This is a genomic window from Rhizobium sp. 01N447_2, from assembly GCF_056399245.1.
The window spans coordinates 44,173-57,408 of sequence record NZ_JBFTQY010000039.1; the positions used below are offsets into that span (position 1 = coordinate 44,173).

Annotated in this window: 14 protein-coding genes; 4 read left to right on the forward strand and 10 right to left on the reverse strand. The window is 61.1% G+C overall.

All coding sequences use genetic code 11. The features are described 5' to 3' along the window. Positions 1-18: 18 nt before the first annotated feature. Positions 19-1,383: an ethanolamine permease gene (eat, locus tag AC1ECN_RS23575; RefSeq protein WP_018069276.1), complete on the forward strand. Its 1,365-nt coding sequence runs from the start codon at positions 19-21 to the stop codon at positions 1,381-1,383. A 209-nt stretch (positions 1,384-1,592) separates the two neighbouring features. Here eat and AC1ECN_RS23580 read toward each other — a convergent pair whose 3' ends face one another. After that, positions 1,593-2,111, reverse strand: a complete 519-nt coding sequence (locus AC1ECN_RS23580) for a DUF2937 family protein (protein ID WP_130662353.1) — start codon at positions 2,109-2,111, stop codon at positions 1,593-1,595. A gap of 147 nt (positions 2,112-2,258) precedes the next feature. On the opposite strand from AC1ECN_RS23580, the gene AC1ECN_RS23585 reads away from it, so the two are divergent. Both AC1ECN_RS23585 and AC1ECN_RS23590 read left to right on the forward strand, forming a co-directional pair. Beyond that, positions 2,259-2,501 (forward strand): hypothetical protein, encoded by a 243-nt coding sequence (locus AC1ECN_RS23585; protein WP_018069278.1) that lies wholly within the window; start codon positions 2,259-2,261, stop codon positions 2,499-2,501. Between the two features lie 117 nt (positions 2,502-2,618). Further along, complete coding sequence (locus AC1ECN_RS23590; protein ID WP_018069279.1) at positions 2,619-2,771, forward strand: hypothetical protein; 153 nt, start codon at positions 2,619-2,621, stop codon at positions 2,769-2,771. 83 nt (positions 2,772-2,854) lie between these two features. Here the strand turns inward: AC1ECN_RS23590 and AC1ECN_RS23595 are convergent, their stop codons facing one another. After that, positions 2,855-3,145, reverse strand: a complete 291-nt coding sequence (locus tag AC1ECN_RS23595; protein WP_018069280.1) for a BON domain-containing protein — start codon at positions 3,143-3,145, stop codon at positions 2,855-2,857. 63 nt (positions 3,146-3,208) lie between these two features. After that, positions 3,209-3,859, reverse strand: coding sequence for a hypothetical protein (locus AC1ECN_RS23600; RefSeq protein WP_197727525.1), 651 nt, complete (start codon positions 3,857-3,859; stop codon positions 3,209-3,211). A gap of 381 nt (positions 3,860-4,240) precedes the next feature. Between AC1ECN_RS23600 and dxr the strand changes: the two genes are divergently transcribed. Then, positions 4,241-5,431, forward strand: a complete 1,191-nt coding sequence (dxr, locus tag AC1ECN_RS23605; protein WP_130662355.1) for a 1-deoxy-D-xylulose-5-phosphate reductoisomerase — start codon at positions 4,241-4,243, stop codon at positions 5,429-5,431. Positions 5,432-5,487: 56 nt separating this feature from the next. Here dxr and AC1ECN_RS23610 read toward each other — a convergent pair whose 3' ends face one another. The 7 genes from AC1ECN_RS23610 to AC1ECN_RS23640 form a co-directional block, all read right to left on the reverse strand. Further along, positions 5,488-6,561: an ABC transporter ATP-binding protein gene (locus AC1ECN_RS23610; protein WP_197727526.1), complete on the reverse strand. Its 1,074-nt coding sequence runs from the start codon at positions 6,559-6,561 to the stop codon at positions 5,488-5,490. Positions 6,562-6,585: 24 nt separating this feature from the next. Next, complete coding sequence (locus AC1ECN_RS23615; protein ID WP_130725902.1) at positions 6,586-8,508, reverse strand: glycoside hydrolase family 127 protein; 1,923 nt, start codon at positions 8,506-8,508, stop codon at positions 6,586-6,588. A 20-nt stretch (positions 8,509-8,528) separates the two neighbouring features. Continuing rightward, entirely contained in the window at positions 8,529-9,392 is an 864-nt protein-coding gene (locus tag AC1ECN_RS23620; RefSeq protein WP_075225901.1) for a carbohydrate ABC transporter permease, read from the reverse strand. Beyond that, positions 9,389-10,306 (reverse strand): carbohydrate ABC transporter permease, encoded by a 918-nt coding sequence (locus AC1ECN_RS23625; RefSeq protein WP_020397370.1) that lies wholly within the window; start codon positions 10,304-10,306, stop codon positions 9,389-9,391. Before AC1ECN_RS23625 ends, AC1ECN_RS23620 begins: the two co-directional genes overlap by 4 nt. 75 nt (positions 10,307-10,381) lie before the next feature. Continuing rightward, entirely contained in the window at positions 10,382-11,620 is a 1,239-nt protein-coding gene (locus AC1ECN_RS23630) for an ABC transporter substrate-binding protein (RefSeq protein ID WP_018069287.1), read from the reverse strand. Positions 11,621-11,674: 54 nt separating this feature from the next. Beyond that, positions 11,675-12,652 carry a LacI family DNA-binding transcriptional regulator gene (locus tag AC1ECN_RS23635; protein ID WP_024323314.1) on the reverse strand — a complete coding sequence of 326 codons (978 nt, stop codon included), beginning with the start codon at positions 12,650-12,652 and terminating at the stop codon, positions 11,675-11,677. Between the two features lie 360 nt (positions 12,653-13,012). Continuing rightward, positions 13,013-13,236 (reverse strand): aminotransferase class I/II-fold pyridoxal phosphate-dependent enzyme (locus AC1ECN_RS23640; RefSeq protein WP_222397475.1); only part of this gene is annotated, 224 nt, incomplete at its 5' end.

Here is a 13,236-nt window from a genome sequence, read left to right on the forward strand (position 1 = left end):
AAAAAAAGGGGAACAATCATGTCAAATTCTCAACCGACGCTCGCCAAAAGCCTGACCGGGCTGCATTTATGGGGACTTGCCGTCGGCCTCGTCATCTCCGGCGAATATTTCGGCTGGAGCTATGGCTGGGCGGCTGCCGGCACACTCGGGTTCTTGATCACCACAATCCTGATCGCCGTGATGTACACCACCTTCATTTTCTCCTTCACGGAGCTGACGACGGCTATTCCCCATGCCGGCGGCCCTTTTGCATATGCGCTCAGGGCTTTCGGCCCGCTCGGCGGCTTCGTTGCGGGCTTTGCCACATTGGTTGAATTCGTCTTCGCCCCTCCGGCCATCGCGCTGGCCATCGGCGCCTATCTCAATGTGCAGTTCCCGGGGCTCGATCCGAAAGTGGCGGCTGTCGGCGCCTATATCATTTTCATGGCGCTCAATATCGTCGGAGTTACCATCGCGGCAACCTTCGAACTCTTCATCACCATTCTGGCGATTGCCGAACTGCTGATCTTTATGGGTGTCGTTGCGCCGGGCTTCTCTTTTGCCAATTTCGCGGCCAATGGCTGGGCTGGCGCCCCTGAATTCTCGGTCGGTGCCATTGGAGGCATCTTTGCCGCCATTCCATTTGCCATCTGGTTTTTCCTGGCGATCGAAGGCGCGGCGATGGCGGCTGAGGAGACCAAGAACCCCACCCGCACCGTTCCCATTGCCTATATTGCGGGTATTCTGACACTCGTCTTCCTCGCCTTCGGCACCATGATCTTCGCCGGTGGCGTCGGCGACTGGCGCACGTTGTCAAACATCAACGATCCGCTACCGCAGGCGATGAAGGCAGTGGTGGGCGAATCCTCCGGTTGGCTGCACATGCTGGTCTGGATCGGCCTGTTCGGCCTGATTGCTTCCTTTCACGGCATCATCATGGGCTATTCCAGGCAGATTTTTGCGCTGGGCCGCGCCGGCTACCTCCCGGAAGTCCTTGCAAAAATCCATCCGAAATTCCGCACGCCTTATCTCGCAGTCCTTGCAGGTGGCGCCGTCGGCATCGCAGCCATTTTTTCCGACAGCCTGATCCAGATCGGCGGTTTGCCGCTGACCGCCAATATTGTCACCATGTCGGTGTTCGGCGCGATCATCATGTACATCGTCTCGATGGCGTCGCTGTTCAAGCTGCGTCAGGCCGAACCTGAACTGGCCCGACCCTTCAGGGCCTGGGGTTATCCCGTGGTGCCAGCCATTGCCCTCGGGCTCGCCCTCGTCGCGCTGGCGGCGATGATCTACTACAACTTCCTGATCTTTGTGATCTTCCTCGCGATGGGCGTGGTGGCATTCGGCATTTGGCGTTTGCTTTCAGGTGGCATCACCAAGGAAGCAGCAGCGTCCACGTAACAAGGCTCTCTGGCCCGATCACCACGAAAGCAACCGAACGAACCGGTTTCGATCAATATCGACGACCCCGCCAAAGTTTGGCGGGGTCATTTCAGCGCAAAGCTTGGCTGATCTTATCATCACGTTCCGGGACCAGTCGCTACGCCGCGCCGTCCAGCTGGATCAACCCGCCCGAAAAGTGCAGCAGCCCGCGTTCGCCGTAGATTGGTTCATCGCACCTGACGATGGACGCGCCGTGTCCTCGTGACCCGCCGCGCACCCAATCCCAGCAGCGCAGCCACGGCCCAGCCGCCGATAAACCCAATCGCGCCCCAGACGAGACCGGCAAAACTGACGGGCATGCCGGGTACGAAGTCGCGCCAGGTATTGGCGAGAACGCCCTCATCCGCGTCCCGCAGCAGGATGAAAGGCTTGGCGACGGGTGCGGCGGTGCCGAGGTGGAGTTGCTGCGACAGCAGCGTTTCGTAACGCGTGATCGTGCTGCGCATCGAGACGCCGCGGTCGCGCAGAAAATCGTCGGATGATTGCGCATAGGCGTTCAGCGCCTGCTGGCGATCGAGATGGTGCTCGGCGGCCTGGGCGTTGAAATCCTCGACGATGACGCGCAATTCGTCGATCGCCCCACCGATCCGCTGGCGGTATTGCTGCGCAAATTCCGGCGCCTGCGAAAAAATCGTGCCGCCGGCAAGCCCGGCCACAATGGCGATGATCCTTGCAATCAGTCCCATGATCGATGCCTCCGGCTATCCCCCTGCGCTAACGATCCGCGGCCGTAAAGGTTTCTGCCTCCGTCACAATCGGTAACTCTATGTGATTGAACTGACTGTGCTTCCAGCGAGTTGATGCCGTGACCAACTCAGAAAGAGAGGCTTGTCATGAAACAGATTATCCTTGCCTGCACGCTCACTGCTGCGTCCATCTTTTCCGCAATGCCGTCCCAGGCGGCAAGTGTGACCATCACCACGGATGATGCGCGTCCGTACTACCGCCATTCGGACCGGCCCTATTACCGCCATCACATGAGGCCGCGTCACATTTCCGAGGAGTGCTTCACCAAGGTGGAAAAAATCCGCCGCCACGGTCACACGATCGTCAAGGAAACCCGAATCTGCCGATAAGGCAATCCCTGCAGGAAAAGCCCGGCTGATCCTCCCCAGCCGGGCTTTTCATCTGATCGCGCCAATGAGGAACTTCGCCATATCAGCCGCGTTTATCGCGAAACAGGAGTATTCATCATGCGTATCAAGATGACTCTTTTGGCCATCGCCTATGTCGCCGTCAGTGTCCTGCTGCTCGCCATCGCCTACCAGCCGCAGGGATCGGGCGCCGCACATAAAACGGATCGTCTGGCCGGCTCGTCCTTCCTCGTCGAACGCTTCGCCGGTTGATCAGCTGAGTGCCAACTTATAGCGGCGACGTGGGAATAGTCCTCGTCCGGCAGGGTCTGGCCCTGGAGCGGCCCGCCATATGATTAATGCGTGCCGTCGAGCGAGGATCCGCCAAGCAGGATCCGGTTTAGCACCGCATGCACGCCCTCGACGGCTTTGGCAACCGCGGTTGCCCGTTCGATCTCGCCGACCGTGCCGACGGTGCCGCTCAGCACTATCTGGTCGTTCTCCATCGTCACTTCGACATCAGACGCATCGATACCGCCGGCGATCGCCAGCGCATTGGCGACGGCTGCCTCGACCGATGCACGATTGGCGATTTCCGCTTCCATTTCGGGTTCGAGCCCGTGAAATGTCTGCTCCTTGAAAACCATGATCCATTCCTCCGTGAAACCTGTGGAGGAAACGCCCCTCGACAGAGTTTGGTTTCAGCGCCGCTACCAGTTGACGCGATAGCGGAGATTGACGCTGCCTGCCTCACCCCCCGAAAATGGATTGTTCACCGAGGCATCGAGATTGAGGTTCGGCAGGATGGTCTGGCTGACCCCCACCGTGCTCGAGAAGTCGCCGCTGGCATTGCTGACGCCTGTCCCTGCCGAAAGCGAGGTTCCCGTCCAGGGATGGATCAGCTTCAGGGCCTGCGATGCCGTCACCGAAGCCTGCCGGGCTTCGACCGCGTCATATTGCACGCTGATGGACCGGCTCGATTGCATGTCGAGCGAATCGGACAGGATCCAGCTGCGCGAGCGGCTGAGGGTCAGCGCGCCGCTGCCGCGCAGCGTATCGACGCTGACGCTCGCGCCCTGCTGTGACCGGCTTGCCGGGGTGACGCTCGTCCTGATGATCCGGCCCCAAAGCATTGCCTGTTCGGAATCGGGCAGCGGCGCCCCGCCTTTGGTCGAGGCCAGCGCAATGTCGGCGCCGGCGCTCGTTTCCCATTCCGCCGGCAAACGAAACCCCATCGTCGCCTTGTAGGACTGGTCCGAAAGCTTGGCCGGTGACCAGATCACCAAGTCATCCGCCCTCGCTGCAGCGGTGAGCGAGGGCAGGATGGCGAAAAGAATGCACGCTATTTTAAATGTCGTCATGAAGTAAGAACGTTTTGCCTGACACAGGGCTGCGGCTCCGAAACCGAAGCAGCAGCACACAGAAGCGCTCGCAGCGAACGCGATGAGGGATCTCGGCCAAGCCGCTCATCCCGGTTTCATCCTCGATTTAATGGTTGGCTCGGAAAGCCGGCGGCACCGAGTGCCTGTTCTTCAATAGACGCTTTAGCGCCTCAAATTGCCCATGCGACCGAAACCAGCCGCAACGGAACCGCGATTCCTCAAGCAATGTTAGGAGGATCACATCCAACCGCCGTTCTGTAAACCCCTCAAGGGTTGAAATCTGCTGCACCGCACACTTGCCGCCCCCTCCAAAGCCTAGTAGAGCCTGAGCCTACGAGAGAAATTTTCGCGAAATTCTACATGATGACCGGCAAAAGCGCGCCGCGGCGCCTCAGCATCTTCGGTTCGACGGGTTCGATCGGCCAGAATACACTCAATGTCGTCGATCACCTGGGCGGACGGGAGAACTTCGAAATCTCCGTGCTGACCGGCAGCGGCAATGTCGAATTGCTGGCTCGGCAGGCGAAACTATCCGGCGCGCGGCTGGCGGTGACGGCAAACGACCGCCATTACGAATCACTGAAGAGCGAACTTTCTGGCAGCGGCATCGCGGTCGCCTCGGGAAAATCCGGCCTGATGGAAGCCGCCGACCGCGAAGTCGACTGGGTGATGGCAGCCATCGTCGGCACTGCGGGCCTGGCGCCGACCCTTGCCGCTGCGCGCCGCGGCGCCGATATCGCTCTTGCCAACAAGGAATGCCTGGTATCGGCCGGTGATCTCTTTATCGCAGCGATCCGCGAAGGCGGCGGCAGGCTGCTTCCGGTCGACAGCGAGCACAACGCGATTTTCCAGGTGCTGGAAGAGAACCAACGCCATGCCGTCGAGCGGGTCATCCTGACGGCGTCGGGTGGCCCCTTCCGCACCGCCTCGCTGCGTGACATGGCTGATGTGACGGTGGAAACCGCGCGCGCCCACCCGAACTGGTCGATGGGCTTGAAGATCTCGATCGACAGCGCCTCGATGTTCAACAAGGCGCTGGAGATGATCGAAGCCCGGCACCTTTTCGGCCTCAGCCCCGAACAGATCGAGGTCATCTTCCACCCGCAATCGATCATCCATTCCATGGTCGGCTATACGGATGGGTCTGTGCTGGCGCAGCTTGGCGCGCCCGATATGCGCACCGCCATCGGTTATGCCCTGTCCTTTCCGCGCCGGCCGAACCTGCCGGTCGAGCGGCTGGATTTCGCCAAGCTCGCCAGGCTGGATTTCGAGGCACCGGATGAAGTGCGGTTTCCGGCGCTGCGGCTCGCGCGCCTGGCGATGACGCGCGGCGGTGTTCAGGGCGCGGTGCTGAACGGCGCCAAGGAAGTGGCGCTCGAAGCCTTCATCGAAGGGCGACTGTCCTTCCTCGCCATGGCCGAGGTCACCGAGAGGGTGATGGACGATCTGGCCCGCCTGCCGGCGGCTTCCGGCATGGACGATGTCTTCGCCGCCGACAGGGAAGCCCGGCAAAGAGCGGCAGAGCTCATGACCCTGGCGATCGCCGAGTGAAGTTCAGACGGGCCGATCGCCGAGTGCTCGCCCGCCTGTGATCCTGACGGCCGCGATTAGCTCAACCGGTTCCCGCCCTCGTCGAACAACCTGCAATCCGACGGTTCAAACAGCAGGCTCACCTGCTCGCCCGCCGCAATACTGATCGGTGACCGATGCTCGACGGTGAGTGACTGGCCATCGGCAAGCTGGCAATAGAGATATTGCGTTCCGCCGAGATATTCCGAAAAATCAACCCTGGCCGTCAGGCTGCCCGATAGGTCGGATGCCACCTTCAGATGCTCCGGCCGCAGACCGAGCGTCACCGCGGCACCAACCGGCCTGTCCGCCGGCGGCAGGCCGCTTTCGATCTGCCGGCCGGCGACCTCGACCAGTCCCCCCTCACCCCAGCGGGCATTCAGCAGGTTCATCCTCGGCGAGCCGATGAAGCCCGCCACGAAGGTATTCGAGGGATTCTCGTAGATTTCCCGCGGCGTTCCCGCCTGTTCAACGCGCCCGTCGCGCAGCACGACGATCTTGTCGGCGAGCGTCATCGCCTCCGTCTGGTCGTGGGTGACATAGATCATCGTGTTGCCGAGTTCGCGGTGGAGGCGGGCGATCTCGATGCGCATCGAAACGCGCAGTTCCGCATCGAGATTGGACAGCGGTTCGTCGAATAGGAAGACGTCGGGCTTGCGCACGATCGCCCGGCCGATCGCCACACGCTGCCGCTGGCCGCCGGAAAGCTGTCCCGGCCGCCGGTCGAGAAGATGGTCGATCTTYAGGATCGCGGAGGCGGCCTTGACCCGCGTCTCTATCTCCGCGGCATTCGTGCGCGCCATCTTCAAGCCGAAGGCCAGGTTGTCGCGCACGCTCATATGCGGATAGAGCGCGTAGGACTGGAAGACCATGGCGATGCCGCGCTCGGATGGATCGAGATCGGTGACAACACGCCCCTTGATCTCGACCTCCCCGTCGGTCACGTCTTCCAGGCCGGCGATCATGCGAAGAAGCGTCGATTTTCCGCAGCCGGAAGGGCCGACGAAGACGACGAATTCGCCCTCCGCGATCGTCAGGTCGATCCCGTGGACCACCTGCAGATTGCCATAGCTTTTTCGCACGTCCTGGAGCACGACGCTCTTGTTACCCATACCGTTCGTCATCCCCAAAAAGACCTATCTGTCCGACTGGACCCAGACGAGCATCTCTCCGGGCGCGCGGTTGTCCCAGAGATGATAGGGCACGAAACGCGCGGTGGCGACCTGCCTTTCGGCCGGCGCCTTGCGGTAGAGCGCTGTTCCCCAGTTCGATGTTTCCTCGCGCTCGACCTTGAGATCGAGAGCGACGGCATCATTGAGATCCTTCAGCACGACGGTTTCGGCTGTGGAGAGCTCACGCGGCAGGACGATGGCGTTGAGGTCTTCGCCATTGTCAGTGGTTTCGACGCAATAGACCAGCGGGCCGCGCATCAGTGCGACGCGCCCGGCATCCTGGCGCACTTTCGGGTTGGCATATTGCGGGCGAAGCGCCAGCGGCAGGTAGAGGGCGACACGATCACCCGCGGCCCACTCGCGATCGATCCTGGCATATCCGTCGTGCATAATGGCGTTGAGATCAAGCATCGTTCCATTGACGCTGAGAGTCGCACCATCAGCCCAATCCGGAATGCGCAGCGACAACGCGAATGTCGCCGGCTTCTCCAGCTTGGTGGTAAAGGCGACCGCCCCTTCCCACGGATAGTTGGTGGTCTGCTCGAGTTCCACCTCGGCGCCGTTGGCCAGCTTCAGCCTTGCGGTGCTCTCGCCATAGAGGTGCACGGCGATCTCGTTATCCGAAACGGCGTACATGTAGGAGCCGATCGAGGTCACCAGCCGGGCGATGTTGGGCGGGCAGCAGGGGCAATGGTGCCACTTCCACCGGTGGTGCTTGCCGGCACTTTCGAGCGGATTGTCATAGAAGAAGGTCTTGCCGTCGGTCGARAGCCCGGGCAGCGCGCCGTTGTAAAGCGCCTGCTCCATGATGTCGGCATAGCGCCGGTCCGGACCGCGGCCGAGCATGCGGCTCGCCCAGAACACCAGGCCGACCGAGGCGCAGGTCTCCGCATAGGCGGTATCGTTCGGCAGGTCGAAGTAATCGGTAAAGCCCTCGTTGGAGGCAGCCGGCCCGATACCGCCAGTGATGTACATCTGCTTGGTCGTCAGATCGTCCCAGAGCGTTTCCAGCGCTGCCGTCAGGCTGTTGTCCTTGTATTCGGTGGCGATGTCGGCCATGCCGGAATAGAGATACATGGCGCGCACCGCGTGGCCGACGACCTTTGTCTGCGCGCGCACCGGCTGGTGCGCCTGCGCATATTCATAGGTCTTCTGGTGGTACCCGGAGACATCGCGCCCGTCGCGGGTTGCCTCGGCGGTGAAGAAATGCGGTTCGGTGCCGCGTTCGTCGATGAAGTATTTCGACAATTCGAGATATTTCTTCTCGCCGGTCACGCGAGCGAGCTTGACCAGCGCCAGCTCGACTTCCTCGTGGCCACAATAGCCTGATATCTGGCCTTTGCCGTGGCCGAAAATCTTGATCATGTAATCGGCATAGCGGCACATGATGTCGAGCAGCTTGCGTTTGCCGGTAGCCTGATAATAAGCGACCGCAGCTTCCATCAGGTGGCCGGCGCAATAGAGCTCGTGATGGTCGCGCAGATTGGTCCAACGGCGGTTCGGTTCCACGCGCTGGAACCAGGCATTCAGATAGCCGTCCTCATCCTGCAGCTTCTCGTACATGTCGATGATCTCATCGGCGCGCGCTTCGAGCTTCGGGTTCGGCCGGCGATAGAGCGAATAGGCGATCGTCTCGATCGATTTGCCGAGGTCGGAATCCCAGAACATCTGCGTCGTGCCGCCCCATGGCTGAATGGGAATGACGACCCCGGGGCTCGGCTGATCGACGTCGATCGCCTTGAGCATGCCGGCCTCGACACAGCGGTCGAGCAGGGTCTCGGCAGTGGAATTGCAGACGGCGTCCTGCCATTTGCCCCAGAACCCGCCGAGCTCCACATCGGGAACGGCGACGGGGCGAAACTGGCGGTCGTTGCTTGGTTTGGTCATGGGCTCCACTTTCTCTAAGATCATTTCACCGCGCCGGCCATCAGCCCGCGCATGTAGTAGCGTTGCAGGAGCAGGAAGACGATCAGGCAGGGGATCGTCATGACGACGACACCGGCCTGGACCGCTCCCCAGTTGATGGCGCCGAGCCGTCCGGCGCGAACCGCCGTCATCAGCACCGGCAGGGTGTATTTCTCATTGCTGGAGAGCAGCACCAGCGCGGCGAGAAACTCGTTCCAGGCATTGAGGAAGGCAAAGATCGCGACCGTCGCGACACCCGGAAGCACCAGCGGCAGAAGAACCCGCACCAGAAGCCTGAGGTCCCGCGCCCCATCGATGCGTGCGGCCTCTTCGATCTCCTTCGGCACGGCGTCGAAGGCGTTGCGCATCATGAAGACCGAAAAGGGCAGTTGCAGCGTCACATAGACAAGCGTCAGTCCAAGCAGCGAATTGTTGAGACCGAGCTTTGCCAGGATGATGAAGAGTGGCGTCAGGATCGACTGGAACGGGATCATCAGCGTCGCGATGATCAGCACGAAGAGCGCATTCTTCAGCGGGAATCGATAGCGCGAGAAGCCGTAACCGGCGAGCAGGCTGACGGCGACGGTGAGCACCACGGTGGCGACCGAAACGAATAGCGAATTGATCATGTGCCGCCAGATGCCGGCGCCGAACGTATCGAGCAGCGCGTAGGAATCGATGCTGACGCCGGATGTCGGCCAGGGCGGCAAGGGCGGCAGGCTGGCCTCCGTGCCATGCCGGAAGGACGACAACAGCGTGATCACGAAGGGGGCGAGAAAGAAGATCGAGATAGTGATGCCGGTCAGATGATAGGCCAACTTCGTCCGGATGGCCTTGCGCGCGCGGCGTTCCCTTGACGTGGTCATGGACGCTCCTCCCCGACGCGAAGCAGCCAGAGCTGCACGATGCTGATCGCCACCAGAATGGCGAGAAGCACGATCGACAGTGCTGCGCCATAACCGAGATTGAACGACACGAAGGACTGATTGAAGATGTAGTAGACCACCGAGATCATCTTGTTCTGCGGTCCGCCTGACGTCATGATGTAGAACTGGTCGAAGGCGAGGATCGAACCGGTGACGGAGACGATCAGCGCCAGCGCGATCGTCTTGCGCATCAGCGGCAGCGTCAGATGCCGGAAACGCTGCCAGCGGCCGGCGCCGTCGATGCGGGCCGCCTCCGTCAGCTCGGACGGAATGGCCTGAAGCCCGGTCAAAAGAATGATCATCGTGAAGCCGGCGATCTTCCAGACGACCATCACCACGATCGTCAAAAAGGCGGTGTCGAAAGTCGCAAGAAGATTGGGACTCTTTTCCAGAAGGCCGAGCCCTCTCAAGGCCGGGCCGATGAAGCCGCTATCGACATTGGCGAGCCAGACCCAGAGCAGGGAGGCTGTCGCAAGACCGACCACGACAGGCAGGAAGATGATCGTCCGGTAGGCGCCGACGAACTGCCGTTCCTTCTCGACGAAGATTGCCAGCGGAAAGGCGATCGCGAAGATCGCGATGGTGACGATCACGGTGTAATAGGCCGTGAAATTCAGCGCCGTCATGAAGCGGGTGTCGTTGGCCATGCGGACATAATTGTTGAAGCCGATCCAGCGGGACGCCCCCATCAGCGGCCAGTTATGCAGGCTCATCCATCCGGTGAAGAGAACCGGCATGATGAAGAAGACGATGACCAGCGCCATGGCCGGCGCGATGTAGACGAGGCCGCGCCAGTTCGATCGGCGCCGTCGCCTGCGCCGAGGCAATAGAATCTCTGAACCGGAACCGGTCATCAAAACGCTCCGCATCTGTCGAGTGGGATTGGCCGGGAAGCTGCCACCGCTCCCCGGCCGCGGCCGGGGGAGAGTTTACTGGCCGCTATCGATGATCGATTGCATTTCCGATTGCGCACTCGAAAACGCGCCGTCGACGTCGTCGCCGAAGATCGCGGCGTTGGTGAAGCTTGCCCATGGCCCGTTGGCGCTGTTGATCAGGTCGTTGAACTGCAGCGTATAGGGGGTCTTGGCCACACCGATCGCCTTCAGGCCGACCTGCATGCGCGGATCGAGGCCCTCAAGCACCTTGTCGGCGATATCGCCGCGCGTCGGCAGGCTGCCATATTTCGCCATGATCTTCTGGCCGTCCATCGAATACACATATTCGAGGAACTCCTTCACCGCGTCGATCTTCTTCGTACCCTTGGTGATGACGAAGTTGTCGCCGCCGGCAAAGGACGAAGGCTTCCCGTCGACGCCGGGAATGAGCGTCACGCCGAAGTTGATATCGGGATGCTCGGTCACCAGCGTGCCGATGGCAAAGGCGCCGAGGCTTTGCTGGCCGATCTTGCCGTTGGTGAAGGTCAGGAAGTTCGCGCCGTTGTCGCTGGCCGCTCCCGCCGGCACCAGGTCCTTCTTGACCATGTTGCGGTAGATATCGACGGCCTTGCGCATCTCAGGCGTATCGAGCGTCGCCGTCTTGCTGTCGGCCGACAGGATATCGGTGCCCGCACCCCAGACGAGCGGCGTGAAGGTGAAGATCATGCAGCCGCCGCAGCCGCCGCCGGAGAAATAGAAGCCGTAGGTATCGTCACCGAGCGCCCGGATCTTCTCGGCATTGGCGGTAATTTCGTCCCAATTCACAGGTGCCTTTTCCGGGTCGAGACCGGCCTTCTTGTAGAGATCCTTGTTCCAGGCAAAGACGGATGTTTCGACCGAAAGCGGCAGGCCGTAGATCCGGTCCTGATAGGTGCCCAAGCGAACATGCGATGGCGAAAGCGAATTGAAATACGGCAGGGATTTTGCCCAGTCCGTCAGATCTTCCAGCTGGCCGGCCGCGGCAAAGGCAGGGTTATAGATGAGGTCCATCGACAGGGCGTCCGGCGCCTGTCCGCCGGCGATCGCCGTCGCATATTTCTGCACCAGCTCGGAGAACGGCACCTCGGTCATCACGACCTTGTTCTCGTGACCGGAATTATAGGCTTCGACGACCTTCTTGAAGGCGTCGCCGATCCCCGAGCGAACCCACATTTCGACATTTTCGGCAGCCGACGCGGCCGACACCAGACATAAGGTAGCGATGCTGGTCGCCGCCAAAAGACGCTTGATCATGACACTCCTCCCGATATGGCGCATCTCCTCGCGCCTTTGCTCATTCTCTTGTTCTCATCCCCGGGGGGCTTTACCCCCGCATGACTGCCGGACGATCAGCCGGCACGGCAATTTCCTCACTCCCGGCTCGACAGGCCGTCCTTCCGCAAGCGCAAGCACCGTCAATCCGGCTTGCCGCCCGAGCTCCTTCAGTTCCATGTCCACCGTCGTCAGCGGCGGCCGCGTCTGGGCCGCGACAATCTCCCAATTGTCGAAGCCGATGACCGAGACGTCCTGCGGCACCTTGACGCCGCGCTCGCGCAACGCATCCGCAGCGCCGCGGGCGATCTGGTCATTGCCGCAGAAAAGCGCATCCGGTTTTTCTCCCGGTCTCTTCCAAAGCTGTTCGACCGCCTCATGGCCCCAGCTTTCCGACCAGACGCCGTAGAGCACCGGTTCGCGGTGACCGGCCACCTCGTGATAGGCGCCGGCACGTTCCCGCACCGAGAAGAAATCCTCCGGCCCGGTGATGTGCGCAATCCGCCGCCGTCCGATCTTCACGAGCCATTCCACCGCCAGCCGCGCACCCTGTTCGTCGTCAGACCGGAAGGTCACGCTGTTCTGCGTCCCCTCCGTGAATGCGTAGACGACAGGCACATGCAAATTCGACAGATCGACAGGCAGGCGTCTGTCCAAGCGTTTTCCCGTCGCGATGATGCCGTCGACCTGTTTGTCCAGCATCGCGTCGACATGGATCTGAGCGAGCGCCGGATCGTCTTCAATGGCACACAGGAAGACCGAAACGCCGTGATCGACGAGAGCGTCGGAAATACCCGCCATGACAGGCAGCGTGAAACGGCCATAGGTGTCGTTCGTCAGCAGCCCGATGGTGAAACTGCGTTTGCTGAGAAGACCTCTCGCCAGCGCATTCGGCCGATATCCAATCTCGGCGGCGATCCGCTTCACCCGCTCGCGCGTCTCCGACCCCATCCGGCCGGTATCATTGAGAGCTTTCGACGCCGTCGAGATGCTCACCGCGGCAGCCGCCGCCACCTCGTGGATGGTGATCCTGCCTCTTTTTCCTCCCGATATGTTCAGAACGTCCTCCTTCTGAAGTGATCTGAGAAAAGCTTTTACCAATCCCTATGTCAAGTGAGAAAAGGTTTTCTCATACGACCCAAGGCTCGGATCGGCGGCGCAGTTTGTGGGAGGACGCAAGCACAGGGAAAGATCCATGCGCATCGGTCAGGCCAATTGCGATGTGTCATCAGTGTTAAGACCAAGCGCAGAGCGGATGATCTTGGAAGGGCAAGGGAGGTTTATTGCGGCGTCTTGCGGGAGCAAGACCGATCGCTGTCAGAACCTCCAGTGGAGGCCCTGAATTACGGTTCGAACCGAGCGATCATCGAAAAATCAGGCGACGTGCCTTGCGAGCGCACAACGCGACCAGAGCGAATGCAGCGCCTCGACGAGATGAGCGATATCGGCATCGGAATGCAGCGGCGTCGGCGTGATGCGCAGGCGCTCGGTCTTCTTCGGCACGGTGGGATAGTTGATCGGCTGGACATAGACGCCGCAATTGTCGAGCAGCAGGTCGGAGATCCACTTGCACTTGGCCGCATCGCCGACCAGCACCG